Source organism: Streptomyces sp. NPDC087270, from assembly GCF_044744625.1.
Classification (GTDB): Bacteria; Actinomycetota; Actinomycetes; order Streptomycetales; family Streptomycetaceae; genus Actinacidiphila.
Genome location: NZ_JBIUYR010000013.1, coordinates 221150 through 245845, shown reverse-complemented (window position 1 = coordinate 245845; position 24696 = coordinate 221150). Strand labels below are relative to the sequence as shown.

Here is a 24696-nt window from a genome sequence, read left to right as displayed (position 1 = left end):
CGCGAAGGGCCAGCGCCCGGGGGCGCCGAGGGCCCTGGCCCGGGGGCGGTCAGTCGTCGAGCCAGTCGCCGAACTGCGCCTCGCGGATCGGGTCGAGTGCTTCGGGGGTGCGGCCCCTGACGCAGACGAACGCGTCGTCGACCTCGCGTATCAGGACGTCGGTCCCGGCGAACCAGCGGCTGCCGGGTCCGAACGGCTGGAGCGGGTCGCACAACGCCGCCACCTCCGGCGCGAGCCCCTCCCCGTCGGTGTCCAGGAAGTCCGTGGGGGCGTCCGGGTCCATCAGCGCCTCGGCCATGACGATCTCGACGCAGGCCGCGGCCAGACTCGGCATCCACGGCTCCCAGCGCTCCTGGGACTTGTCCGCGAGGTCGGGCCGGGCGACGGTGCGGGGGTCGTCGCGCACCGCGTCATCGCGCGGCGCGTCCTCCCCCACGGCGTCCTCTCCCACGGCGTCGGCACGCTCGTCGAAGTCGGCCAGAGGTATGCCCCAGTGGGCGCAGCCCTGGTTCTCCTCCCGGTAGACGAGCGCGCCGTCCCACACGTACAGCTCGTCGGGTGGCAGCAGCCGGTCCTGGTTGCTCGTCAGGTCGTCGCGCCGGCCGAACAGTTGGTACGCCTCGCGGAGCGCGGCCGGCAGCGTCAGGCCGAGGCGCCGCTCGGCGGCGTCGACGACCGCGGGGTCCCATCCGTCGCCCGCGCCCAGCGGCCGGCCCCAGTACGCGGCGAAGCCGGTGATGAACCACCAGGCGAGCGCGCGGTCGCGCGGCGCGGCGAGCATCGCGGGCAGCGCGGAACGGATGTCGAACGGCTCGAACTTCATACCCGCCATCGTAGGAGCGACCACTGACAGTGACCGTTCGCGCGGACGAGCAGGGGGGCGACGCGGTCGCCGCGGGGCGCCCGGCAGCGGGTGGTCGGGCGGCCGGCGGGACGGGGGTCAGCCGGCGGGGGGGGCGACGGAGAAGCGCAGGCACGCGACGGCGTGCGCAACGGCCGGCGGGAAGTGGTCCTCGCGGCTGACCGTACCGCCGGCGGACTCGGTGGCCTCGGCGGCGACCTGCGGCCAGAAGCGGGCGGCGACGTGGTTGGCGTGGTCGAAGTCGAGGACCCACCGGCCGGGGTGCCGGCGCAGGGTGTGGAGCGCGGCGAGGCGGCCCGTACCGTGCCTGCGGTGCCCCCGCAGTACGAAGAACTCGCTCATCTCCCGCTCGCCGTCCGGCAGTTCGCGGGTCATGGTGAATCCGGCCAGGGCCCCGCCCACCCGGATGAGGCACGCCTCCCGGCTCGGCTCGGTGAAGTACGCGTCGAAGTAGCGATAGCCGAACGTGCCCTGCGCGGTGATGTCTTGAGGGCGCCAGGCGGAGAAGTCGTACAGGTAGAGCTGGAGGAGGCGGGCCAGCACCGGCCGGTCGGGCGGCGCGACCGGGGCCAGTTCGATCGTGGAGCCGCCCGCCGGACCGTTCACCGGGCCGCTCGCGGGGCCGTTCACCGGGCCCTTCGTCATGACGACCGCCTCCCGACAGCCCGCCGCGCGGACAGCGGCACCGGCGACAGCACTTGCGGCGGGTCGGATGCTGCCGCCGCGCGCGCCCGGTGCACGGCGACCCGCTCGCGGGTGGCGCAACGACGCGAGCAGTAGCGGCGGTTCGGGCCGCGCCCCTCGGTGACGTAGACGTTCGGGCAGCGCGGCGAGGCGCACACGCCGCCGGGCGGGCGCTGCCGGTCCCAGACCAGGACGGCGAGCGCCATGCAGGAGGAGGACAGGAACCACTCGGCCCACGGCGCGTCGTCGTCGCTGTCCAGGTGCGGGTGCCAGGGGCTGCCGCCGTCGTGCGAGGTGAGGCGGAGCGGGCCGGTGCCTGCCGCGAGCAGGCGGTTGAGGCGGGCCGCGGCCTCGTCGACGTGCCCGGCGGCGAACACCTCGCGCAGCAGGCCGGCGGCCGCACGCAGGTCGGCGAGGTCGGCGGCGGTGAAGGTGAGGGGTGCGGCCTCGCCGTACGCGCGCAGCACGGCGGCGACCGCGTCCCGGGTACGGGCGTCGGCCGCCTCGTTCGCCGCCGCGCCGACGGACACCTCGGCACCCTGATCCGCCCGATGTCCGTCCACCGCAAGCGCGTTGACGAGGTCGGCGGTGCGCCTGGCGTTGGCCGCCACGGAGTGCCGGGTGGACCGGTCGTCGTACGGAGCCGGAGATGACATCCGCACACTGTAACGCATGTGGCGCGTGTTTGAGTTACCTGCGTAACGTCACTCGCATGGAAAAGCGTCACGGTGGCCGCGCCCTGCGGTCGTATCTCGGCGGTGCGGCCGCGGCCCGGGTCGGCGACGAGATGTCGGGGCCCGCGCTGCTGCTGGCGGGGCTGGCCGCCACCGGTTCGGCGTCCCGCGCGGCGGCGGTACCGGCCGCGCTGATGGTGTCGGCGGCGGCCGGAGGGCCGCTGTTCGGCGTGCTGCTCGACCGCTCCGCCCGCCCCGGACGTCTGCTGGCCGCCGCGCTCGGCGGCTACGCGGCCGCCCTTGCGGTTCTCCTCGCGACGCTGGACCGGATGCCCATCGCCGCGACCGTTCTGCTCGGGGTGCTCGCCGGCCCGCTGGGACCCGCCCTGTCCGGCGGCTGGACCTCGCAACTCCCCCGCGTCGTCACCGCCGGCACGCTCGCGCGGGCGAACGCGCTCGACGCGATGACCTACGACCTGGCGAGCCTGGTCGGCCCCGCGCTCGCCGGGCTGGTGGCCGGGTTGTCGGGGGCGCCGGTCGCCGTCGCGGTCGCGGCCGCGCTCATCTGCCTGGCGCTGGCCCCCGCGTGGGCACTGCCGCGCGCACCCGCCGAGCCGACGGAACCCACCGAGCCCGCCGAGCCCGCCGTCCGGCGCCCGCCGCACGCCCCGATCCGCGCCGACCTCGCCGCCGGGTTCCGCGCGATCCACCGCGCACCCGCGCTCGCCCGCGCGACGACCGCCTCCGTGGTGTCCTGCGTCGGCGCCGGCATGTTCATCACCTGCGCCCCGCTGCTCGGCGCGGCGTCGCTGGGCGGGGCCGGGCACGGCGCGTACCTGCTCTCCGGCGCCGCCGCGTCCGCGCTCGCCGCCAACGCCCTCCTCGCCCGCCGTCCGCGCGCCCTGCGCCCGGACACCGTGCTGTGGTCGGCCACCGTCCTGCTCGGTGCCGCGCTCCTGCTCGCCGCGACGACACGCCCGCCGGCCCTCGCCGCCGCCGCGATCCTCGCCGGCGCCGGCCAAGGCCCGCAGCTCACCGCCCTGTTCGCGATCCGCCACCGCGACGCCCCCGCCCACCTGCGCGGCCAGGTCTTCACCACCGGCGCCAGCCTCAAGACCACCGGCTACGCCCTCGGCACGGCCCTCGCCGGCCCCCTCGCCACCCGCTCCCTGCCCGGCGCGCTCCTGACCGCCGCCGCCTTCCAGGCCCTCGCGGCCGCGTCGTTCGCGCTCGTCGGCCGCCGCCGCGACCGCCCCCCGGCCACCGGCGCCGAAGCGACAAGCGGTACGGACGACGGCCGCACGCGACCTGCTGACGCCCCCCGCTGACGAAGTCGGCCCAGCCGGTTGCGGCCGGGACGAACACCGCCGACACGAACGCGGCCCACCCGAGGCACGGAGTGCCCGACCGCGTCACGCGCTCGTCGCGGAACTAGTGTGGGCATGCCTGGAGCGGGAGTTCGCCCGTGATCATGGGAGGGGACGTCGGTGAGCACGGGATATGTGCAACGGCCCGCACGTGTCGCGGTCATCGGAGTGGGCGTTCTCGGCGCCCGCGTGGGCTGGAACCTGTCGCGGCACGGCGCCGAGGTGGTCTTCATCGACGCGGGCCGGCCGGGCGAAGGGTCACCAACTGGTCCTTCTCGTGGGTCGACGCCGGCAACAAGACGGCACGCAGGTCCTCCTTCGACCTGAACGTCGCGGGCATGGCGGAATACCGTCAGTTCGCCGAGACCATCGGACCGGACCCGTGGTGGCACGAGGGCGGCAACCAGCGCCGCGCAGACCAGAGTTGCCGCACCCGCGCCGCCCACCGCACCGCACCGCACCGCCGAGGCCGTGCCCGAGCACGTCACGCGACGTGCAGCGCCGGCGCGAGGGCGTGCGGCACGATCACGCCGAGCACGGTGACACCGTCGGCGATCCACGCCCGCAACGCGTCCTGGACCGCGAGCAGGACGGCCACCGCCACGCAGACCGAGGCCGCGACACGGAATGACGGTCAGGTGACATGGCACGGCTCCCTTGCCGAACTCCAAGGGTGAGCACCGCCGGTGAGCAACACCCTGCCGGTCGCTGTGCGCTCGTCCGGTCGCACATTTCGTTACCCGACAACCCCGCCCGGAGTCGGCGCGCCATCGGAGACGAGGTCGCGGTGGAGGTCACCCCCGGGTCGGAAGTCGGCGTCCGCCCCGTCGTCACCGGGCCGTACGGCGATCGGCGGGAGGCGCCGCGGCATCACCCGTTCGGCGCAGCGCGCCCACTGCGCGGGGCCCAGCCGTACGACGCCCGCATAGCACCTGACCTGCGCAGATGGGAGAAGGGGCACATCGACATGCGCCGCCCACCAGTCCGCGGAGCGACACGACCGCACGGGCGCCGCTATCGCCGCCGCAGCAGCGTGAAGTCCGCGAAGTCGAAGCCGGGGGTGACCACGCAGCTGACCAGCACCTCGCGGTCGGTGGCCGGCTCGGCGCGCTGCCAGGAACCGGCGGGAGCCACGGCGTGGAAGCAGGGGTCGGCGCCGGCGGCCGGGTCGGCGGTCAGCAGGTGCTCGGTGACGCCGTCGGGCGCGGGCCCGGGCTTGCTGGTGCGCAGCAGCAGCGGGCCGCCCTGCTGCCAGAACCACACCTCGTCCGATTCCACCTTGTGCCACTCGTAGTGCTCGCCGGGCGTGAGGAGGTAGTGGATCATGGTCGCGGAGGCGCGGGTGCCGCTGCCCGTGGGGTGCGCCAGGGGCACCGGCGAGGTGTAGATCCTGCGGTACCAGCCGCCCGCCGGGTGCGGGCTGAGGTCGAGCGTGCGGGCGAGTTCGGGTACGTGTGTCATCGTTCGTCGGCCTCCGTCGGAAACGTCGGGCCCGCCCCATTGTGCGGTACGCCCACGCTCCCGCCCGCGTGCCCGGCCCGGCGCGCGGGAGCCGCGTGGGACGATCGGGGGACGCGGCCCCGCCACCGGCCACTGCCACCGGACCCGTCCACCCCACCGCCATCGGCCACCGCCATCGGGCCGACCGCCCCGATCCGTGAAGGAGACCCCCGCCCGTGCGCCTGCTGCTCACCACCGACACGCACGTGCCCAAGCGGGCCCGGGAGTTGCCGGCCGCGCTGCTCGCCGGGATCGACGCCGCCGACGTCGTCGTGCACGCGGGCGACTGGGTGGACGAGGCGACGCTCGACCTGCTGGAGGCCCGGGCGCGGCGGCTGGTCGCGGTGTACGGGAACAACGACGGCGCCGGACTGCGGGCGCGGCTGCCTGAGGTGGCACGGGTACGGCTGGGTGGCGTGCGGTTCGCGGTGGTGCACGAGACGGGCCCGGCGCGCGGGCGGGAGGAGCGCTGCGCGGCGCTCTACGAGGACGCCGACGTGCTGGTCTTCGGGCACAGCCACATCCCGTGGGACTCGGTGGCCGCGAACGGGCTGCGGCTGCTCAACCCGGGTTCTCCGACGGACCGGCGGCGCGAGCCGTACCGCACGTACATGACGGCGGAGGCGGACGGCGGGAAGCTCTCCGGCGTCACGCTGCACCGGCTGGAACCGTGAGCGGCGGGGCGGCCGTTCAGCCCGCGGGCCGGGCCTGCGCCGTCGCGCCGCCCGCACCGCCCGTGCTGCCTGCCGCGCGCCGGCTCGTGCCGTCGTCCTCCATCGGTGCCCGCAGCGGCCGGGCCAGCGCGGTGATGCCCTCGTCGAGGCGTTGCAGGTGGCGCAGCACGCGGTAGGTGACGGTGCCGGAACGCAGGTTGCTGCTCCCGGAACCCTCCAGCATGGACGCGATACTCGGCCCGGTCCGCACCTCGGGCCCCTTGCGGGCCGCCGCGCGCTGGTCGGTGTCGCCCTCGGGCGGCGCGGCGGCCGTGGCGCCCGACACCGCGACCGCGACCGCCCGCTCCTTCGTCGACTCCTGCGCCTCGACGTGGCTGATGAGCGCGTCGATGTTGTGGGCGATGCGCGGGCCGACCGCGGCGAGCCGGGGATCGGCGGCCACGCTCCGGCTGTAGGGCACGAGTTCGGCGGTGGCCGCCAGGGCACGGGCGTGGTAGGCGCAGGTCTCCAGCAGGGCGACGAGGTAGCGGGCGGTGCGGCGGCGGACCCGCAGCGGGGTGATCGGGTAGGTGAGCGGGCTGGTGGAGCGGCGCAGGGCGTCCAGGGCGGTGTCGAGGTCGCGGGACATGTCGACGAGGTCGACGGCCGGGCCGCCGCCGAGCTGGTCCACCGCCGCCACGGACACGTCGCGCAACCGGGTCAGGACGGTGACGAGTTGGGCGTCGGTGTGCTCGTCGGTGCGGATCGGCAGGACCAGCACGGCGGCGATCACCCCGCACGCGGCGCCGAGCGCGGTCTCCTCGATCCTCAGCACCAGCACGGACAGGCTGTAGGTGTGCAGCAGGGTGTAGAGCAGCCCGAGCATGGCGGTGACGAAGAACGACATCAGCGTGTACGACACGGGCGCGGTGAAGAACATCGCGAAGATGAAGACCAGGACCAGCGCGAACGCGGTCCAGGTGTGGTGGCCGATCGCGCCGGCGAGCAGGACGCCGGCGACGACGCCGCAGACGGTGCCGATCAGCCGCCGGTAGCCCTTGACCAGGATCTCGGCGGTGGAGGAGGTGTTGAGGAACACCACCCAGCAGGTCAGTACGGCCCAGTACCAGCGCTGCGAGGACAGGAACTCGCCGCCGAGGACGGCCAGCGCGGAGCCGGTGGCGACCTGGAAGGCGGCGCGGGTGCTGGGGCGGTCCAGGCCGGTGCGCACGCTGGGCGCGGAGTCGTCGGCCAGCGCCAGGTCCTCGGCCTCGAACTCCTCGCGGGAGCGTACGGTCTCGGGCGCGTCGTCGGAGTCGTCGCCGGGGCCGTCGAGGGCCATCCGCAGGCCGAGGACGGCGCGGGCGGTCTCGCCGATGCCGCGGAAGGCGTCCTGGATCGCGGGGGTGGCGCGGGGCAGGTTCGCGTCGTCGCGATAGGCGAGCAGGCGGTTGCGCAGGTGGGTGACGGCGGTGCCGCGGCCGTCCTCGGACAGGCGGGCGACGAGCAACTGGAGGGCGCGCATCTCCTTGCGCAGGGTGCGGACGGCCTCGTCCTCGTCGCCGAGGCGGCGCACCGGCGCGGGCAGCGGGGCGTTCGGCAGGTGCAGGGTGAGGGTGTCGGCGTGGCCGCTGCCGCGGGTGTTGAGCAGCAGGATGCCGAGCCGCTCGGCGGCGATCTCGGCGTCCACGACGCGGCGTTGGAGCTGGTTGGCGGTGGCCGGGTCGGAGGTGCCGTCCTCCAGCCTGGCCTGGATCATCAGGGCGCTCTCGTGCAGCCGTGCGGTGTCCTTGCGCAAGTCGGCGACGGCGCTGTCGAGGTGGTCGGCCGGGGACTCCAGCACCTCGCGCTGGGTGGCGACGAGTTGCACGGTGCGGGCCCGGAACGCCTGCCGCAGCCGGCGCAGGGTCCGCTCGGGGGTCTCGGGCACGAACGCGAATCGGGTCAGCGCGCTGCACGCGAACGCGATGGTCAGGGTGAGGCAGAGACCGGGCAGGTCGGAGGGGGTGGCGTGCACGAACAGCGAGACGAAGTACACCTGGAAGCTGATCATGCCGATCGCGGTGTAGCGGTCGCCGAACCGGCGGACGTAGGCGCAGACGAAGATCAGCAGCACGAAGAAGATGTCGCCGACGACGACGTGCGGGTTGAGCAGCGAGCCCAGGGACACCGAGGCGAGCGCGGCCGGCAGCCCGAGCGCGAGGGTGACGGCCTGGTCGGGCACCCGCTTGTCGCGGATGGCGAACGTGGAGACCATCGCGGCCATCGCGCCGGCCACGAGCTGGGTCACCGGGGTGTCCATCACGGCGAGGACCAGCAGCGCCAGGCCGATCGAGCCGACCGTGCGCAGGCCGGCCATCAGCCGCAGCAGCCCGGGGTCGGAGGCCGAGTAGCGGTCCCACAGGTCCGTGAGCGCCCGTCGTGTGCCTCGTGTCCCTGCCATCGCCACTGTCGTGTTCCCTCGGCTGTTCGATCACGCCCAGCATCCCACGCGCGGCGTCCGGACCCGCGCGCGGCACCCCGTGCCGTTGCCGTGCCTGCTACTTCGTGCCCAGCTCGCGGGTGAGCCCGACCGACTTGGAGAGGTAGACGGTGCCGGCCACGACCATGGCCACGCCGAGGAGTTCGGGGAGGAACCACCAGCCGGTGCGGATGTGTTCGGCGTAGACGGTCAGCCCCAGCACCAGGCTGAGGGTCGCGTCGCCGAGGGTCAGCGCGGGCTGCGAGACGGCGATGGACCCGGACTGGAGGGAGTTCTCCAGCAGGAAGACGGCCGCGATCCCGCACAGCGCGAAGCCGTAGGTCTGCCAGGCCGCGAGGAACGCGCCGAAGCCGTGTGCGGAGAAGGTGTTGGCGGCGGACTTCATCAGCGCGGCGGTCAGCGCGTTGGCCGCGGCGGCGGCGACGCCGAGCAGCGCGGCGCGGACCGGACCGGCCCGGCGGTGCCGGGCGAGGGCGACCGCGGCCACGGTGAAGCCGCCCACGCCGGCGACCGCCGGCACCCAGCGGGCGAGTGACGCCTGGTCGGTGCCGCCGTCAGGGGCGGCGCAGGCCAGCGCGATGGCCAGCCCGACCACCATGCAGCCCACCGCGACCCAGCCGCGGCCCGGCAGGGTGCGCTGGAGCACGGGCATGGCGATCAGCAGCGCGAAGGGCAGTTCGAGCACGAACACCGGTTGGGCCAGCGCGAGCGGGCCGGTGACCAGCGCGAGCGCCTGGAACAGCGCGGCGAGGGCCACCCCGCAGATGCCCAGCAGCCACACCGACTGGTGCAGCATGTCCACCAGCAGCCGGAAGCGCATCGCGTCCTCGGCGGGTACCCGCCTGGCGGCCTTGCGTTGGAAGACGGTGCCGGCCGCGTTGCTGGCGGCACCGAGCAGCGCGAAGAGCACACACAGCACCAGCAGGGCGAACCTCCCGCAGCGTCCCTCACGGGTTCCCCGCGCGCGGGCGGAAAACCGTATCGAAGCGGCGCCGAAGCGGCAGCGCCGAACCGGCAGAGCATGCAGGACAGGACGTTACCCGTGGCGGCCCGCGCCGGGTGCCGCCGACATGCCGCAGGACGGGTGTGGGTCGGCTGTCACGGCGGCGGACCACCGGTCACGGCGGAGGATCGGTTGTCACGGCAGCGGATCACCGGTCACGCCGGAGGATCGGCTATCACGGCAGCGGATCGGCTGTCACGGCAGCGGACCACCGGTCACGCCGGCGGATCATCGGTCACGGCAGCCGGTCGGCTATCGCGGTATCGACTCCGCGGGGCTCGCCGGCAGTTCGATCCGCCAGTCGTTGCACCTGATCGGGTTCCCCTTGGGGTACTCGAAGCCGACCTCGCCGAGCAGGGTGAAGCCCGCGCGGCGGCACACCGCGTTGGACGCCGGGTGGTCGACGGACGGGTACGCGTGCAGGTGGCGGCGGGTGCCGATGGCGGCCGCCCGCTCGACCACGGCCCTGGCCGCGGCGGCCGCGATGCCGTGGCCCTGGAACTCGGGGAACACACCCCAGCCGGTCTCGTAGACCGGCTCCTCCTGCCAGACCCGCCCCCAGAACCCGATGGAGCCCACCGCATCCTCGGCCGGACCGGCACCCGTGTCCGCGCCGATGTTCGCCATGACCACGTACATCCGGCCGCCGTCACCGTCGAGCCGGAGGTAGCGCTCCTGGCGATCGAGCAGCTGCGACTCGCTCTCCGGGCCACCGAGATGCTCGGTCATCTCCGCCGAGTTCGTGCGCCTCAGCACCCACAGGTCACCCTCCTCCCACTCCCTCAGCCGCACCGTCACCGGCGCCGCCGGTCGTCCGTCCACTGCCCGCACCTCGCTCATGTCCGGACCCTATGCCCGCCCACTGACAATGCCCCTGGCCAGCAGGAACGCCGGAGCGGTGGGCCCGCCCGGGTGGCGTCACCTCGGCAGCAGCGCGCCCTTGCGCCCGAGCAGGAACGCCTTGAACGCCGCGACCGGCGCGGTGTCGCGCTGCCCGTCCAGCCACGCCACGCCGATCTCGCGTACGGCGCGCTGCCCGATGAGGTCGAGTTCGGTGACGCCGGGGCGGGGCACCGCGGGCGGCGGCAGCAGCGACACGCCGAGGCCGGCCGCGACCAGCCCGCGCAGCGTCTCCGCCTCCTCGCCCTCGAACGCGATCCGCGGCGCGAACCCGGCCTCGGCGCACAGCGCGTCGGTGATCCGGCGCAGCCCGTACCCCGCCTCCAGGGTGACGAACGGCTCGGCCGCCAGGTCCGTGAGGTGGACCCGGCGCCGGTGGGCGAGGCGGTGCCCGGCCGGCACCACCAGCCGCAGCCGCTGCTGGTCCAACCGGCGGACGACCAGGCCGGGTTCGGCGGGCAGCGGCGAGGTCAGGCACAGGTCGAGGGCGCCGGCCCTGAGCCGTTCGAGCATGGCCTCGCCGTAGGTCTGCACGAGGTGGAAGCGGACCCGCGGGTGGTCGGCGCGGAAGGCGCGCAGCAGCGCGGGGACGGTCTCGGGGCCGAGGGTGTGCAGGAAGCCGAACGCGACCCGGCCGCTGCCGGGGTCGGCGTCCACCCTGACCTCCTCGGCGGAGCGCTCCACCTCCGCGAGCGCGCGTTCGGCGGCCTGCTGGAAGGTCAGGCCCGCGCGGGTCAGCCGCAGCGTGCGGCCCTGGCGGGCGAAGAGGGTCACCCCGAGGTCGGCCTCCAGGCGGGCGACGGCGCGGCTGAGGGTGGACTGCGGCATGCCGAGGTGGTCGGCTGCCCGGGTCATGTGGGCCTCGCGGGCGACGGCGGCGAACTGGGCGAGGCGCGGGGCGAGCAGTACGGCCCAGGCGCCAGGGGACAGTTCGGCGGGGGCCGGGGCGGGAACTGGAGCCGGGGCGGGAGTGGAAGCCCCACCCGGCTCCGCCGCCGTGCCCGCGCCTTCTTCCTCGTCGTCGCCGCCCACGGAACTCCCCTCCGTACTGCGCTGATGCTGTGACGGATCGATTCTGCCCCTTCCATGCATTGGACGCATGCGAACCGGGGCCCCTAGCGTCGCTGTCATGGACCCCGCAGATACGGGAGCGGCCGTACCCGGCGCGGGCACGGCCGCTCGGCCCACCGGCGCCGGAGCGCCCGTGCACACGGCCCCGGCCGACCCGGCTGACCCGGCCGACGACCGGCTCCGCGCCGGCACCTCCACCTACCGCCGCGCCAACCTCGCCCTGTTCGCGGCCGGCCTGGCCACGTTCGCGCTGCTGTACTCCACCCAGGCGCTGCTGCCCGCGCTCTCCGCGGGGCTGCGGCTGTCCCCCGCCCAGGCGAGCCTGACCGTCTCGGCGAGCACCGGCGCCCTCGCGCTCACCTTGCTGCCGGCGAGCGCGCTCAGCGAGAAGTACGGGCGGACCCGGGTGATGACGGTGTCGGTGTTCACCGCGTCCCTGCTCGCCCTCGCGGTGCCCTTCGCGCCGAACCTCGCGGTGCTGGTCGCCCTGCGCGCCCTCCAGGGCGTCGCGCTCGCCGGGCTGCCCGCCACCGCGATGGCGTACCTCGCCGAGGAGGTGCACCCCTCCGCCGTGCCCTCCGCGATCGGCCTGTACGTCGCCGGGAACTCCATCGGCGGCATGAGCAGCCGGGTGGCCGGGGGCGCGCTCGCCCAGGCGTACGGGTGGCGTACGGCGCTGTTCGCGGTCGGCGCCACCGCGCTCGTCTGCGCCGTCGCCTTCCGCCTGCTCGCCCCGCCCGCACGCCACTTCAGCCCCGGGTCGATCTCCCCGGCCGCGCTGGGCCGTACGGTCACCGGTCACCTGCGCGACGCCCGGCTGCGCCGCCTGTACGCGGTGGGGATGCTGTTCATGGCCGTGTTCGGGGCGGTGTACACGGTGCTCGGGTACCGGCTCACCGCCGCCCCGTACGGGCTGTCGCAGTCCGCGATCGGTGCGGTCTTCCTGGTCTACCTGGTCGGGACGGGTACGTCCGCCGCGTCCGGGGCGCTCACCGCGCGGGTGGGGCGGCGCGGTGCTTTCGCGGTGGCGCTCGCGCTGTGCGGGGGCGGGCTCGCCGTGACGTGGGCGCGGCCGCTGTGGGCCGTGCTGGCCGGGCTCGTCCTCATCACCGGGGGGTTCTTCATCGGGCACGCGGTCGCGTCCGGCGCGGTGAGCCGTACGGCCCTGACCGGGCGGGCGCAGGCGTCGGCGCTCTACCTCACGGCGTACTACATCGGGAACAGTCTCGGGGGGACGCTCGGGGCTTCCGCGTACCACCTCTCCGGGTGGACAGCGACCACGCTCCTCGCGTTCCTCGCGCTGCTCCTCGCCGCGCCGGCGGCTCTGCGGCGCCCCTGACCCCCGGGGTTCCCGTCCCCCGTCCCGGAGCCACCCCTCGGTGGCGGCGCTGGTGGGGCAGTTCCCCGCGCCCCTGCCGGCTGAGGCCCTCCGTGGCCGCGCGAATGGTAGGTTCGGGGGATGTTCTTCCTCTGTGCGTAGGGCGCTGGGTGCGCGCCGCCCGTCGGTGAGTTGACGGGTGAGGTGCGCGAGACGGCCCATGCCACTGCGTATTCCAGGGGATACCCATGTCTTCGCCAGATCCGGCGGCGTCCTACGCCGCCGTGTTTCGCCTGCCCCATGCCCGTGTCACGTTCGGCGCCGCGCTGGCGGGCCGGCTCGGGTACGGGGTGCTCGGTCTCGCCCTCGTGCTCTCACTGACCGCGGCCGCCGGTTCGTTGGCGGCCGGCGGGCTGCTGTCGACGGTGTTCGGGACGGTGTCGGTCGTGCTGGGCCCGGCACGCGCCGACCTCGTGGACCGCTGGGGCGCCCGCCGCGCCCTGCCGTCGCTGGCCCTGCCGTTCGCGACGGCGCTCCTCGCTCTGGCGTGGTGCGCGGGCCCGTACTCGGGGGCGGCGGGCCGCCCGGGTACGGCCGTGCTCGCGCTGCTCGCGGCGGCCGCGGGCTCGCTCTGCCCTCCGATCGGGCCGACGATGCGCGCGGTGTGGGGCGCGCTGGCGCCCGACGAGGCTTTGCTGCAAAGGGCGTTCAGCCTCGACACCGTCGCGGAGGAACTGCTCTTCCTGGTCGGCCCGCTGATCGCGGTGGCGATGCACCCGGTGCCGGCGCTGGCTCTGTCGGGCCTGCTGATCGCGGCGGGCTCGTGCGCGCTGGCGGCCTCCCCTGCGGCGCGGCTGATGGCGGCGCCGGACCCCGGTGCGCCGCAGGGGCGGCAGGGCCAGCTGCGGAGCCGGCTGCGGCTGCTGTCCGCGGAGGGTGCGGGCGTACGGCGGGCGGCCGGCGCGGCGCTGGCCGTGGGCGCGTGCCTGGGCGGCATCGACCTGTACGTCATCGCGTGCGCGGACCGGGCGCACCACCCGGGCGCGGTCGGGTGGGTACTGGCCGGCCAGTCCGCGGGCAGCGCGATCGGGGGGCTGCTGCACGGGCGGATGACGTGGCGGCGCTCGGCCGCGGGAAGGCTGTCGCCGCTGCTGGCGGCGCTGGCCGCGCTGCTCGCCGTGGACGCGGCCGCCTCGGGCGTGCTGCCGCTGCTCGCGGCGTGCGTCGCGGCGACGGGCACGCTGATGGCGCCCGCCTTGTCCACGGCCTACCTGGCGGCGGCCCGGCTGGCCCCCGACGGCACCGCGACCCGGGCCACCGGCTGGGTCAACTCGGCGGTGAACGCCGGTTCGTCGGCGGGCGGCGCGCTCGCCGCCGTCCTGGTGGCGACGGCCCCGCTGCCGGTCTGCTTCCTGGCGACCGCGGCCGTACCGGCGCTCGGCGCGCTCAGGGCAGGAGTCCGCGGGCGGAATGGGCAGGTAAGGACCACGACCCCCTGATTTCGCCCATTACCTCATACGGTACAATTCTTTACCTGACCAATACCAACGGGCAGGTGAGCGGGAGGGATGGCGGCATGGTGCGGTACGAAGCGACCACCGCGTGCTCACCCGTCGTTCCCGGCGTTCTGCGGGGTGGACCGGCGGGCAGCGCATGGGCAATGCCCGCCGGGTGCGCGCCACGCGACCGGGTTCCCGATATCGGCGCCTGAGGTCCGCGCGGTTCCTCCGCCGGACCCGGCGCCCCGCACCCTGTCCCCCACGTGGCGTCTCCGCCGTCCGTGGCGGGTTCGCACGACCCGGGACCGTGGCCTGGCGCGTCGTGCCCGGCCGCCGCCAGGCGGCCGGGCCGGCGCGAAAAGCACGCCCCGCGCACCTCTCCGCACGCACACACGCACCAGCAGGATTCCGTCCCCCACCCCCGTACGCCCCTTGGAGCACGCCATGGGCCTGTCGGCTCACGTTCGCAAGACCCCGCTGCCCGGTGTCGGCAGCCGCTACGACCTCGACACCGACGCCGGCGGGCACCTGTCGGTCGTCGTACACCAGGACGGGCGGCGCGTGCTCGCGCTGCGCGACCCGCAGGACGACGACGCGTGCACCGACGCCGTCCCGCTGACCGAGGCCGAGGCCGGGGCGCTGGCCCGGCTGCTGCTGCCGGACCCGGTGGCGAAGCTGCGCCGCGCGCAGGTCGGCATCGACCTGGTCACCGAGCGGATCGAGATCGACAGCCGGTCGCCGTACGCCGGCCGCACGCTCGGCGCCACCCAGGCGCGTACCCGCACCGGCGCCTCGATCGTCGCGGTGCTGCGGCGGACCTCGGCGCATCCGTCGCCGGCCCCCGACTTCCGTTTCGCGCTCGGGGACACGCTCGTCGTCGTCGGCACTCGCGAGGGCGTGGACGCCGTCGCCGAACTCATCACCGGAGGATAGCCGCCCGTGCACAACACGACGTCCATGCTCGTCGAACTCGGGGCGATCATCCTCGCCCTGGGCCTGCTCGGCCGGTTCGCCGGCCGGGTGGGTTTCTCCCCGATCCCCCTCTACCTGCTCGCCGGGCTCGCCTTCGGCCAGGGCGGCATCCTCCCGCTGGACGCGAGCGAGGACTTCGTCGCCACCGGCGCGGAGATCGGCGTGGTCCTGCTGCTTCTCCTGCTGGGCCTGGAGTACAGCGCGTCGGAGCTGGTCACCAGTCTCAGGACCCAGTACCCCTCCGGCGCGGTGGACTTCGTGCTCAACGCGGTACCCGGCGCGGTCGCCGCACTGCTGCTGGGCTGGGGCCCGGTCGCCGCGGTGGCGCTGGCCGGTGTCACCTGGATCTCCTCCTCGGGCGTCATCGCGAAGGTGATGCGCGACCTGCGCCGGCTCGGCAACCGGGAAACCCCGGTCATCCTGGGCGTGTTGGTGATCGAGGACCTGGCGATGGCGCTCTACCTGCCGATCCTCACCGCGCTGCTGGCCGGCGCCGGTCTGGCCGGCGGCACCGTCACCCTGCTGATCTCGCTGGGCACGGTCGGCGCGGTCCTCTACCTGGCGCTGCGGCACGGCCGCTTGATCAGCCGGGCGGTCTCCTCGGACAACCCCGAGATGCTGCTGCTCGTCGTGCTCGGCCTGACCCTGCTGGTGGCGGGTGTCGCCGAACGCCTCCAGGTCTCCGCGGCCGTCGGCGCGTTCCTGGTCGGCATCGCGCTGTCGGGTGACGTCGCCGAGGGCGCGAGCAACATCCTCACCCCGCTGCGCGACCTGTTCGCCGCGGTGTTCTTCGTCTTCTTCGGACTGTCCACGGTCCCCGCCGACATCCCGCCGGTGCTCGTGCCCGCGCTGATCCTCGCGCTCGTGACCGCCATGACCAAGGTCGGCACCGGCTGGTTCGCCGCCCGCCGGGCCGGCATCAAGACCCCGGGACGATGGCGGGCCGGCGGCACCCTGGTGGCCCGCGGCGAGTTCTCCATCGTGATCGCCGGGCTCGCGGTCGCCAAGGAGCCGCGCATCGGCCCCCTCGCCACCGCCTACGTGCTGATCCTGGTCGTCCTCGGCCCGCTCAGCGCCCGCTTCACCGAGCCCCTGGCCCGCCGCGTCACCGCCCACCTGCCGCGCCGGTTCGCGCCCGCCGCGCAACCCGCACCGGCCGGCCCGTCCGAGGCCGCGCCCGCGCCCACCGGTGACGCGGCGCCCGATGCCACGCACGATGCGGCGCCGGATGCCACGTCCGACAGCGAGGCCGGCGCCGGCCCCGAACCGGATCTCGGGTCCGACCTCGAAGCCGAACTCGGGCCCGAAATCGGCCCGGAGATAGGGCCGGAGGCCGCTCCCGCGAAGAGCTGACCCGAGGCCCGCACACCGCGCACCACACCCGCCCACCCGCCGCCGTGACCGGCGGCCCCGCGCACCAACTCCCACCGGCACCGGCGACGATCGGGGGCACCATGACCGTGGACAACCTGCCGCAGACCTTCCTCACCGGCTATGCCGAGGTGCTGCTCAAGGCATCGGCCACCGGACGCCGACTCACCCGGGAGGAACTCAGCAGCCACCGGGCGATGGGTGCGCGGGCGGCCGAGGCGGGCTACGACTGGCGACAGATCCTGCGCGAACACCTCGCGGCCGGGCGGGTCGTACGGCCGCGCTCGGCCGCGGACCTCGACGGCGTGCTGGCCACCGTCGGACAGGCGCTCGACGCGTTCGCCGACGGCTACCAGCGGGCCCAGCGCGCGGCCGCGCACACCCATGACACGGCCCGGCGGGCGTTCATCGGCGGCCTGCTGTCCGGCACCTTCGACCCGGAGGCACTGGCCGTGGACGCCGAGCGCTTCGGCCTGCAACTGTCGCACGCGCACAGCGTCGCGGTGGCGGTCGGCCCCGAACCGTACGACGACACGCACGCGGTGACGCGGAAGGTCAGCACCGACACGCTCAGCCGGTTCGGCAGCCGCGGGGTGCTGCTCGCCGTGGTGGACGGCGCGCTGGTGTGCGTGACACCAGGCGGGCAGGACGACGTGCCGGCCCACTTCGCCGAACGCGCGGTCGCCGCGGGTGCGGTCCGGGTCGCGATCGGCCGCGCGCGGCAGGGCGCCGCGGGGTGCGGGCACTCCTACCGCGAGGCGCTGGGCGTGCTGTCGGTGGCGGACCGGATGGCGTTCGAGGAGCCCGTCCTGCACGCCGTCGACCTGCTGGTCTTCCCGGTGCTGACCCGCGACCGGCAGGCCCTCACCGACCTCGTGCAGACCATGCTCGGCCCGCTGGAACAGGCGCGCGGCGGCGCCCGACCGCTCCTGCGCACCCTCTCGGTGTACTTCGACGCCGGGTGCGTGACCGCCGAGGCGGCCCGGCGGCTGTCGCTGAGCGTCCGGGCGCTGACCTACCGGCTGCAGCGCGTCCGCGCGCTGACCGGCTCGGACCCGGCCGACCCGCGCCACCGCTACGCGCTCCAGACCGCCGTGATCGGCGCGCGCCTGCTCGACTGGCCGGAGAACGGCCCCTGATCGGCCCGGACAGCCCCTGAACGGCCCCGGTCGACCCGGCCGTGAGGGGAGTTACCCCCCCGCTCAACGGCCGCCGGTGCGCTCGTAGCCGACCAGCCGGGCCTGCAGTTCCTTGTACGGGGTCGCGCCCGGCAGGTCGGTGCGGCCGTCGCGGACGGCGGCGGCCACGGTGGTCGCCGCGTGCACGGCGGCGCGGTAGGGCAGCGAGCCCGTGCTGACCCGGCGGACCCCGAGCCCGGCCAGGTCGTCCAGGGTGAGGTCGGGCACCACCAGCACGTTGAGCGGGACCGGGATGCCCGCGGCCAGCTCGCGCAGCACCTCCGGGTCGGTGGCGCCCGGCACGAACACGCCGTCGGCGCCCGCCCGTACGTAGGCCGCGGCGCGCTCCAGCGTGGCGGGGATCTCCGCCTCGGTGCCGAGCCAGTACGTGTCCACCCGGGCGTTGACGAACAGGTCCGGGCAGCGGTCCTTGACGGCGGCGACCTTCGCGGCGTGCGCCTGCGGCGCGACCAGCCGTTCGGCGGTGCTGTCCTCCAGGTTCACCCCCGCCAGGTTCGCCCCCGCCGCTTCGAGCCGCGCGACGTACTCCGCGACCTCGGCGGGGTCGTCGCTGTAGCCGTCCTCGACGTCCATGCTGAGGTAGGCGGGCAGCCCGCTCAACGCGCGGGCCAGCGCGAGGTTCGCGTCCTTCGTGGCGCGGCCGCCGTCGGGCCGGCCGAGCGCGGACGCCACCCCGAAGCTGGTGGTGCCGATCGCCTCGAAGCCGGCGTCGGCGAAGGCCAGCGCCGACGGCACGTCCCAGGCGTTGGGCAGGACCAGGGGCCGCGGGCCGCGGTGCAGGTCTCGGAACGTCATGGTCCGCACGTTAGCCCCTCACAGGTCGCGCCCCTTGGTTCACGGCTGGTTTGCGGCCCGCTTTTCGCGGAAGAAGCCCAGAATCCAGGGCACGGAGGCACTCACCGGGAGCCCGCCACCCGCCGGTGGCCCCTCGGCCGGCAGAACGCACCGGCCGCGGGGGACACGCCCGGGCACTCCCGGTGAGCGGGGGTCCTGGGCAGTAGGGTCCAGGTGATTCACCGGACGCCGCCCGCACAGGGGAGAGTTGGATTGGCCACCGAGCCGGAACCGCAGCCCGTACTGAGCCCGCTCACGTCCGCCGCGATCTTCCTCGTGGTGACGGTCGAGGACGGCGGCGAGCAGACCGCGCGCGAACTGCTCGCGGACCTCGCCGGGTTGACCCGCGCCATCGGGTTCGGCGCGCCCGACGGCAAGCTGAGCTGCGTCGCCGGGGTCGGGTCGGCGGTGTGGGACCGCCTGTTCGACTACCCGCGGCCCGCGGGCCTGCACCCGTTCACCCCGCTGGAGGGCCCTCGGCACCGCGCGGTGGCCACCCCGGGCGACCTGCTGTTCCACCTGCGGGCCACCCGCCTCGACCTGTGCTTCGGGCTGGCCGCCCAGATCATGGACCGGCTGCGCGGCTCGGTGGTCGTACGGGACGAGGTGCAGGGCTTCAAGTACCTGGACGTACGCGACCTGCTGGGCTTCGTGGACGGCACCGAGAACCCGGTCGGCCCGGCGGCGCGCGAGGCGGTGCTGATCGGCGCGGAGGACCCGCGGCACGCGGGCGGCAGCTATGTGATCGTGCAGAAGTACCTGCACGACCTGGACGGCTGGAACGCGCTCCCGGTCGAGGCGCAGGAGCGCATCATCGGCCGGACGAAGGCGACCAACGTCGAACTGGACGAGGACGACTCGCACGTCGCCCTGAACACCGTCACCGGCCCGGACGGCGAGGAGCAGGACATCCTGCGGGACAACATGCCGTTCGGCAGCCCGGGCCGCGGGGAGTTCGGCACGTACTTCATCGGCTACGCCCGCACCCCCGACGTGACCGAGCAGATGCTGCGGAACATGTTCCTGGGCACCTCGGCCGCCTCCCACGACCGCATCCTCGACTTCTCCACCGCCGTCACCGGCACCCTCTTCTACGTGCCGTCCGCGGACTTCCTCGACGACCTGCCGGACGCCCCGGGGAGCGGGACCGCGGCCGGGGCCACGGTCGGGTCCGCAGTCGGGTCCACGGCCGGGTCCGCGGCCGGGTCCGCCGCACAGCAGGCGTCCGGCCCCCCGTCCGTACCCGCGCAGGCGCCCGTACCGGAACCCGCGCCGGCATCCGCCCCCGCACGGTCCGCCGCCGACGGCAGCCTCGGCATCGGCAACCTGAAAAGGAGCACGCCCTCGTGAACAACCTGCACCGCGAACTCGCCCCCATCTCCGACGCCGCGTGGGCCGACCTGGAGGCCGAGGCCCGGCGCACCTTCGCCCGCAACGTCGCGGCCCGCCGCATCGTGGACGTGCCCGAGCCCGGCGGCCTCGAACTGTCCGCGGTGGCGACCGGGCACCTGGACGAGATCGCCGCGCCCGGGCACGGCGTGACCGCGCGCACCCGCCGCTCGCAGCCCGTGGTGGAGCTGCGGGTGCCGTTCACCGTGGACCGCGGCCAGGTCGACGACGTCGCGCGCGGCGCCAAGGACGCGGACTGGCAGCCGGTCAAGGACGCGGCCAAGCAGCTCGCCTACGCCGAGGACCGGGCGATCTTCGAGGGGTACTCCGCCGCGGGCATCACCGGCATCCGGGCGGCCTCGTCCAACCCCGAGCTGACGCTGCCCGCGGACGTGCGGGAGTACCCGGACGCGATCAGCCACGCCGTCACCACGCTGCGGCTGGCCGGTGTCGACGGCGCGTACACGCTGGCGCTGAGTGCCGACGCGTACACCGCGGTCAGCGAGACCTCCGACCACGGCTACCCGATCCACCAGCACCTCGCGCGGCTGCTGGACGGCGAGATCGTGTGGGCGCCGGCGATCGACGGGGCGTTCCTGCTCGCCACCCGCGGCGGCGACTTCGAGCTGCGGCTCGGCCAGGACGTGTCGATCGGCTACCTCGGCCACACCGCCACCACCGTCGACCTGTACTTCCAGGAGTCGCTGACGTTCCTGGTGCACACCGCGGAGGCGGCCGTGGCCCTCCAGCCGTCGTCCAAGCCCACCGCGGTCTGAGCGAGCGGTTCGAAGGGTTCAGGCACTTCAAGCAGCTCAAGCGTTCCCGGGGGCCCGGATCTCACGTTCCGGGCCCCTGCCGCGTCTACGGTGTGTCGGCGGTCCGCACCGAGGGCCGCCAGGAGACGTGGAGGAGAGCGGCGATGAGGACGCACACCGTGGTCGACTCCCCGGTCGGGGAACTGGTGCTGGTGGCCGAGGACGGCGCGCTCAGCGGGCTGTACTTCGCGCACCGGCACCGGGGGCGGCCGAAGCCCGAGGAGTTCGGCGCGCGCGACGGCAGCGGCTTCGACGCGGCCCGGCAGCAGATCGAGGAGTACTTCGCGGGCGAGCGGCGGGAGTTCGCGCTGCCGCTGGCGCCCAAGGGCGACGACTTCCACCGCAGGGTCTGGGACCTCATCGCGGCGATCCCCTACGGCCGCACCCGTACCTACGGGGAACTCGCCGCCGACCTGGGCGACCGGCAGCTGGCGCAGGCGGTCGGCGGCGCGGTCGGCGCGAACCCGCTGTCGCTGGTGGTGGCGTGCCACCGCGTGGTGGGCGCGGGCGGGAAGCTCACCGGGTACGCCGGCGGGCTGGAGCGCAAGCGGTTCCTGCTGGACCTGGAGGAGCCCGCCGAGGAGAAGGAGGCGCGGCTGTTCTGAACGGCGGGGCCGTGATGCACGGCGACGCCGGCGACGGCCGCCTGGCGCGGTCCGGCGGCACTTTTCCCGGCCGGCGGGCTCACGTTCCGACTGCCTGGAGCGTTGACAGGGTGTGAGCAAGCCACCGTTCGAACAGATCGTGACCGAGCACGGGCCGATGGTGCTCCGGGTCGTCCGTGCCGTCCTGGGCCCGCACGACGCGGAGGACGCCTGGTCGGAGACGTTCCTCGCGGCGCTGCGGGCGTATCCGGAGCTGCCCGGGGACGCGAACGTGGCCGCGTGGCTGGTGACCGTCGCGCACCGCAAGGCGATCGACGTGACGCGCGCCAACGCACGCCGGCCCGTACCGGCCGGTGTGCTGCCCGAGCGGCCGAGCGCCGCCGGCCGGCCCGAGGACTGGGACCCCGATCTGTGGCGCGCCCTGAAGGCGCTGCCCGAGCGGCAGCGGCACGCGGTGGCGTACCACTACCTCGCCGGGCTGCCCTACAAGGAGATCGCCGCCGTGACGGGCGGCAGCACCGACGCGGCACGCCGGGCCGCCGCCGACGGCATGCGGACGCTGCGCCGCACCTACCCGGCACATCCCGACCCCGACCCCGACCCCGACCCCGATCCGGAAACGGACACCCGCACCCGCACCGGGACCGGGACCGGGACCAGCACCGGGACGGACACGAGCACAGGCACGGGCGGTCGTGGAAGCACGGCCGCCGACAACGAGACGGGAGCGAAAGGACGATGACCATGACTGCCACCGAACCGGCCGGGCGGGACCCGTTCGCCGGGCTGCCCGAGCACGACACCGAGGCGATGGCGCGGCTGCACGCGCGGCTGGCCGAACGCGCGGTCCGCGCGGGCGTGCTGGACGTCGCCTACCGGACCCTGGACACCCCGGCGGGCACCCTGCTGCTCGCCGCCACCGACGAGGGCGTGGTGCGGATCGCGTACGCGGTGCAGGACCACGCCGCGGTGCTCCAGCAACTCGCCGACCGGGTCAGCCCGCGCGTGCTGCGCGCGCCCGGGCGGCTGGACGAGGCGGCGAGGCAGCTCGACGAGTACTTCGCCGGGCACCGAAGGACGTTCGAACTGCCGCTGGACTGGCGGCTTTCGAAGGGCTACCGGCGCGAAGTGCTGAGCCTGCTGCCCACCATCGGCTACGGTCGCACCGAGAGCTACGCGCAGGTGGCGGCCGCGTCCGGCAGCCCTCGCGCGGTGCGCGCGGTCGGTACCGCGTGCGCCACCAACCCGCTGCCGGTCGTGGTGCCCTGCCATCGTGTGGTGCGCTCCGACGGCTCCCCCGGGCAGTACGCCGGCGGCGCCGACGCCAAGCGGCTGCTGCTCGCGCTGGAGGAGGCGGCGGCAGCGTGACGGCGGCCCCTCCGCCCCCGTTCAGGGGTGGCGCGAGGGGTCCGCCACCGGATAGGACAGGGTGGCACCGGGTAGGACCGGTGCCACGGAGCCGCAAGGGGCTCGACGGGCCGGCGACGACGTCGGCAGGGCCGCCCGGCCCGATGAGAGTGGTAGCGAAACGAAGGATGGGGGCCGCGCGTGGCCGAGGAAGAAGCGACATTCGCCGAGGAGACCGACCTTTCCGACCGGTTACGGCAGGACCTCCCGCACAGCGCGCGGATGTACGACTACTACCTGGGCGGCAAGACCAACTACGCGGTGGACCGGACCGCCGCCGAGGACGTGATCCGCCGGTTCCCCTCGATCAGGACCGTCGCCCGGGTCAACCGCTCCTTCGTGCACCGCTCGGCCCGGTTCCTCGCCCGCGAGCGCGGCATACGCCAGTTCCTCGACATCGGCACCGGCATACCCACCCAGCCGAACCTGCACGAGGTCGTGCAGCGCGAGGTCCCGCAGGCCCGGATCGTCTACGCGGACAACGACCCGATCGTGCTGGTCTACGCCGACAACCTGCTGAGCAGTTCGCCCGAGGGCGCCACCGAGTACGTCGAAGCCGACGTCACCGACCCGACGGCGCTGCTCGCCGCGGTGGAGGCGGCCCAGTGCGTGGACTTCTCGGAGCCGATCGGCCTGAGCCTCAACGCGGTGCTGCACTTCGTGCCCGACGCGCGGGACGCGTACGGCGTGGTGGAGGCTCTGGTCGGCCGGCTCGCGCCGGGCTCGTACCTGGCCCTGTCGCACTGCACCCCGGACTTCGACCCCGACGCCTGGGCGACGATCACGGACATCTACACCCAGGGCGGCACCCCGCTTCAGGTCCGCACCAAGTCCGAGGTGGAACGGTTCTTCAACGGTCTGGAACTCGTGGAGCCCGGCGTGGAGGTCGCCCACCAGTGGCGCCCGGAGGCGGGCGAGGGCCCCTCGCTGGTCACCAACGCGCAGTCGTCGCTGTACGCGGGCGTGGCCCGCAAGAGCTGACCGCGACCGCACCGGCCGAGACACGTCGAGCGCCAAGGACCTTGGGAGCCAAGGTCCTTGGCGCTCGACGCGTTCCGTCCGCCCGCGCTCTCGTTCCGGCCTTCGCTACGGCCGTCGCTCCAGCGTTCGCTCGTCAGCGGAACTTCTTGATGTGGTCCTGGATACGGCGGACGGTCGCGCGCTGGCCGAGCGAGGCGATCATCAGCCGATCGAAGCCCTTGACGTGCTCGTCGACCTCGTGCTCCTCCTGGAGGTAGAGGCCGCCGCCGGAGCGCTCGATGTAGACGATGTCGGGGAGTTGGCCGTCGGCGAAGTCGAAGATCGTGGTGGTACCGACCTGCACCGGCAGGTTGGGCCGGTTCAACTCCACCAGGTTGAAGCCGATGTCGGGGTCGTCGGCCAGGGATATCAGGTGTTCGAGCTGGCGGCGCATGCCCTCGCGGGAGCCGTACGGGCGGACCAGGGTGACCTCGTCCAGCACGCACAGCAGCTTCTTGCCGGGCGAGCGCATCAGCCGCTGCTGCCGCATCGCGCGCAGCTCGATGATCCGGTCGATGTCCTGCTCGCTCTTGCCGGGCGAGTTGGCCCGGATCAGGGCGCGGGTGTACTCGGCGGTCTGCACCAGGCCCGGCAGTTGGGCGATCTCGTAGCTGCGGATGCGCTGGGCCATGTCCTCCAGGCTGACCAGGGTCTGGAGGGTCTTGGTGGAGACGTCGCTCCACGCGTCCCACCAGCCACGCTCGTTGGCGGCGCGGGCGAGGTCGAGCAGCAGGTCGCGCTCGGACTCGTCCCGCACGCCGTAGACGTCCAGGAGGCGGTGGAGGTCGGCCTCCTTGAAGTCGTGCCGGCCGTTCTCCATCCGGCTGATCTTGGACGCGGAGTGGCCGATCTGTCGCACGACGTCCTCGGCGGTGAGGCCGAGCGCCTGCCGGCGCTGCCTCAGCGTCTCACCGAAGATCATCCGTTGCGCGGTCGGCGCCCGACCGGACAGGTCGTGGACGTTGCGGGCCCCACGCGGACTGCGAGACGGTTGAGCTGGCACGGTCGGTCTCCTTCTCGGGGCGAGGCACCCCGTATGGGTCACCTATCGTGCCGTAGCGCTCACAATGC

23 protein-coding genes are annotated in these 24696 nt (G+C 74.5%); 13 read left to right on the top strand and 10 right to left on the bottom strand.

Annotated features, from left to right (window positions below; genetic code table 11):
* Positions 1-49: 49 nt before the first annotated feature.
* The 3 genes from ACIPAE_RS25810 to ACIPAE_RS25800 form a co-directional block, all read right to left on the bottom strand.
* Entirely contained in the window at positions 50-823 is a 774-nt protein-coding gene (locus ACIPAE_RS25810; protein WP_402448189.1) for an SMI1/KNR4 family protein, read from the bottom strand.
* 117 nt (positions 824-940) lie between these two features.
* Positions 941-1507 carry a GNAT family N-acetyltransferase gene (locus ACIPAE_RS25805; RefSeq protein WP_402448188.1) on the bottom strand — a complete coding sequence of 189 codons (567 nt, stop codon included), beginning with the start codon at positions 1505-1507 and terminating at the stop codon, positions 941-943.
* On the bottom strand, positions 1504-2202 hold the full coding sequence (locus ACIPAE_RS25800) for a CGNR zinc finger domain-containing protein (RefSeq protein WP_402448186.1): 699 nt from the start codon (positions 2200-2202) through the stop codon (positions 1504-1506). Before ACIPAE_RS25800 ends, ACIPAE_RS25805 begins: the two co-directional genes overlap by 4 nt.
* A 56-nt stretch (positions 2203-2258) precedes the next feature.
* Between ACIPAE_RS25800 and ACIPAE_RS25795 the strand changes: the two genes are divergently transcribed.
* The gene (locus ACIPAE_RS25795) at positions 2259-3548 is read left to right on the top strand and encodes an MFS transporter (protein WP_402448184.1); all 1290 of its coding nucleotides are present in this window, start codon (positions 2259-2261) and stop codon (positions 3546-3548) included.
* Positions 3549-4601: 1053 nt separating this feature from the next.
* Here ACIPAE_RS25795 and ACIPAE_RS25790 read toward each other — a convergent pair.
* Complete coding sequence (locus ACIPAE_RS25790; protein ID WP_402448182.1) at positions 4602-5048, bottom strand: cupin domain-containing protein; 447 nt, start codon at positions 5046-5048, stop codon at positions 4602-4604.
* 215 nt (positions 5049-5263) lie between these two features.
* Between ACIPAE_RS25790 and ACIPAE_RS25785 the strand changes: the two genes are divergently transcribed.
* Positions 5264-5761, top strand: a complete 498-nt coding sequence (locus ACIPAE_RS25785; RefSeq protein WP_402448181.1) for a metallophosphoesterase family protein — start codon at positions 5264-5266, stop codon at positions 5759-5761.
* A 16-nt stretch (positions 5762-5777) separates the two neighbouring features.
* Here the strand turns inward: ACIPAE_RS25785 and ACIPAE_RS25780 are convergent, their stop codons facing one another.
* From ACIPAE_RS25780 to ACIPAE_RS25765, 4 genes are all read right to left on the bottom strand, one after another.
* The gene (locus tag ACIPAE_RS25780; RefSeq protein WP_402448179.1) at positions 5778-8183 is read right to left on the bottom strand and encodes an FUSC family protein; all 2406 of its coding nucleotides are present in this window, start codon (positions 8181-8183) and stop codon (positions 5778-5780) included.
* A 97-nt stretch (positions 8184-8280) separates the two neighbouring features.
* On the bottom strand, positions 8281-9147 hold the full coding sequence (locus ACIPAE_RS25775; protein WP_329374488.1) for a DMT family transporter: 867 nt from the start codon (positions 9145-9147) through the stop codon (positions 8281-8283).
* 330 nt (positions 9148-9477) lie between these two features.
* On the bottom strand, positions 9478-10065 hold the full coding sequence (locus ACIPAE_RS25770) for a GNAT family N-acetyltransferase (RefSeq protein WP_402448177.1): 588 nt from the start codon (positions 10063-10065) through the stop codon (positions 9478-9480).
* Positions 10066-10143: 78 nt separating this feature from the next.
* Positions 10144-11217, bottom strand: coding sequence for a LysR family transcriptional regulator (locus ACIPAE_RS25765; RefSeq protein ID WP_402448176.1), 1074 nt, complete (start codon positions 11215-11217; stop codon positions 10144-10146).
* Between the two features lie 37 nt (positions 11218-11254).
* On the opposite strand from ACIPAE_RS25765, the gene ACIPAE_RS25760 reads away from it, so the two are divergent.
* The 5 genes from ACIPAE_RS25760 (at position 11255) to ACIPAE_RS25740 (ending at position 17495) form a co-directional block, all read left to right on the top strand.
* On the top strand, positions 11255-12535 hold the full coding sequence (locus ACIPAE_RS25760) for an MFS transporter (protein ID WP_402448174.1): 1281 nt from the start codon (positions 11255-11257) through the stop codon (positions 12533-12535).
* Positions 12536-12762: 227 nt separating this feature from the next.
* On the top strand, positions 12763-14013 hold the full coding sequence (locus tag ACIPAE_RS25755; RefSeq protein ID WP_402448172.1) for an MFS transporter: 1251 nt from the start codon (positions 12763-12765) through the stop codon (positions 14011-14013).
* 444 nt (positions 14014-14457) lie between these two features.
* Complete coding sequence (locus ACIPAE_RS25750; RefSeq protein WP_328460985.1) at positions 14458-14946, top strand: TrkA C-terminal domain-containing protein; 489 nt, start codon at positions 14458-14460, stop codon at positions 14944-14946.
* Between the two features lie 6 nt (positions 14947-14952).
* Positions 14953-16338: a cation:proton antiporter gene (locus ACIPAE_RS25745; protein WP_402448169.1), complete on the top strand. Its 1386-nt coding sequence runs from the start codon at positions 14953-14955 to the stop codon at positions 16336-16338.
* Positions 16339-16439: 101 nt separating this feature from the next.
* Positions 16440-17495 (top strand): PucR family transcriptional regulator, encoded by a 1056-nt coding sequence (locus ACIPAE_RS25740; RefSeq protein WP_402448167.1) that lies wholly within the window; start codon positions 16440-16442, stop codon positions 17493-17495.
* A 63-nt stretch (positions 17496-17558) separates the two neighbouring features.
* Here the strand turns inward: ACIPAE_RS25740 and ACIPAE_RS25735 are convergent, their stop codons facing one another.
* Positions 17559-18350 (bottom strand): isocitrate lyase/phosphoenolpyruvate mutase family protein, encoded by a 792-nt coding sequence (locus ACIPAE_RS25735; protein ID WP_402448165.1) that lies wholly within the window; start codon positions 18348-18350, stop codon positions 17559-17561.
* 252 nt (positions 18351-18602) lie between these two features.
* Here ACIPAE_RS25735 and ACIPAE_RS25730 point away from each other — a divergent pair, with 252 nt between their 5' ends.
* The 6 genes from ACIPAE_RS25730 (at position 18603) to ACIPAE_RS25705 (ending at position 23586) form a co-directional block, all read left to right on the top strand.
* Positions 18603-19739, top strand: coding sequence for a Dyp-type peroxidase (locus ACIPAE_RS25730; RefSeq protein WP_402448164.1), 1137 nt, complete (start codon positions 18603-18605; stop codon positions 19737-19739).
* On the top strand, positions 19736-20554 hold the full coding sequence (locus ACIPAE_RS25725) for a family 1 encapsulin nanocompartment shell protein (RefSeq protein WP_329372078.1): 819 nt from the start codon (positions 19736-19738) through the stop codon (positions 20552-20554). The genes ACIPAE_RS25730 and ACIPAE_RS25725 overlap by 4 nt, the downstream gene beginning before the upstream one ends.
* 143 nt (positions 20555-20697) lie before the next feature.
* A complete protein-coding gene (locus ACIPAE_RS25720; protein ID WP_366412131.1) occupies positions 20698-21198 on the top strand; it encodes a methylated-DNA--[protein]-cysteine S-methyltransferase in 501 nt (166 codons plus the stop codon).
* A gap of 112 nt (positions 21199-21310) precedes the next feature.
* Complete coding sequence (locus tag ACIPAE_RS25715) at positions 21311-21940, top strand: RNA polymerase sigma factor (RefSeq protein WP_402448161.1); 630 nt, start codon at positions 21311-21313, stop codon at positions 21938-21940.
* A gap of 2 nt (positions 21941-21942) precedes the next feature.
* A complete protein-coding gene (locus tag ACIPAE_RS25710) occupies positions 21943-22566 on the top strand; it encodes a methylated-DNA--[protein]-cysteine S-methyltransferase (RefSeq protein WP_329372074.1) in 624 nt (207 codons plus the stop codon).
* Between the two features lie 180 nt (positions 22567-22746).
* Positions 22747-23586: an SAM-dependent methyltransferase gene (locus ACIPAE_RS25705; protein ID WP_329372073.1), complete on the top strand. Its 840-nt coding sequence runs from the start codon at positions 22747-22749 to the stop codon at positions 23584-23586.
* Between the two features lie 133 nt (positions 23587-23719).
* On the opposite strand, the gene ACIPAE_RS25700 is transcribed toward ACIPAE_RS25705, so the two are convergent.
* Positions 23720-24628 (bottom strand): helix-turn-helix transcriptional regulator, encoded by a 909-nt coding sequence (locus tag ACIPAE_RS25700; protein ID WP_329372071.1) that lies wholly within the window; start codon positions 24626-24628, stop codon positions 23720-23722.
* Positions 24629-24696: the final 68 nt, after the last annotated feature.

Coding starts and splice junctions, on each gene's coding strand:
- ACIPAE_RS25780 (WP_402448179.1), bottom strand. CDS start 8,183: ATGGCAGGGACACGAGGCACACGACGGGCGCTCACGGACCTGTGGGAC.
- ACIPAE_RS25760 (WP_402448174.1), top strand. CDS start 11,255: ATGGACCCCGCAGATACGGGAGCGGCCGTACCCGGCGCGGGCACGGCC.
- ACIPAE_RS25795 (WP_402448184.1), top strand. CDS start 2,259: ATGGAAAAGCGTCACGGTGGCCGCGCCCTGCGGTCGTATCTCGGCGGT.
- ACIPAE_RS25755 (WP_402448172.1), top strand. CDS start 12,763: ATGTCTTCGCCAGATCCGGCGGCGTCCTACGCCGCCGTGTTTCGCCTG.
- ACIPAE_RS25770 (WP_402448177.1), bottom strand. CDS start 10,065: ATGAGCGAGGTGCGGGCAGTGGACGGACGACCGGCGGCGCCGGTGACG.
- ACIPAE_RS25735 (WP_402448165.1), bottom strand. CDS start 18,350: ATGACGTTCCGAGACCTGCACCGCGGCCCGCGGCCCCTGGTCCTGCCC.
- ACIPAE_RS25790 (WP_402448182.1), bottom strand. CDS start 5,048: ATGACACACGTACCCGAACTCGCCCGCACGCTCGACCTCAGCCCGCAC.
- ACIPAE_RS25810 (WP_402448189.1), bottom strand. CDS start 823: ATGAAGTTCGAGCCGTTCGACATCCGTTCCGCGCTGCCCGCGATGCTC.
- ACIPAE_RS25805 (WP_402448188.1), bottom strand. CDS start 1,507: ATGACGAAGGGCCCGGTGAACGGCCCCGCGAGCGGCCCGGTGAACGGT.
- ACIPAE_RS25710 (WP_329372074.1), top strand. CDS start 21,943: ATGACTGCCACCGAACCGGCCGGGCGGGACCCGTTCGCCGGGCTGCCC.
- ACIPAE_RS25800 (WP_402448186.1), bottom strand. CDS start 2,202: ATGTCATCTCCGGCTCCGTACGACGACCGGTCCACCCGGCACTCCGTG.
- ACIPAE_RS25750 (WP_328460985.1), top strand. CDS start 14,458: ATGGGCCTGTCGGCTCACGTTCGCAAGACCCCGCTGCCCGGTGTCGGC.
- ACIPAE_RS25720 (WP_366412131.1), top strand. CDS start 20,698: ATGAGGACGCACACCGTGGTCGACTCCCCGGTCGGGGAACTGGTGCTG.
- ACIPAE_RS25740 (WP_402448167.1), top strand. CDS start 16,440: ATGACCGTGGACAACCTGCCGCAGACCTTCCTCACCGGCTATGCCGAG.
- ACIPAE_RS25765 (WP_402448176.1), bottom strand. CDS start 11,217: ATGCATGGAAGGGGCAGAATCGATCCGTCACAGCATCAGCGCAGTACG.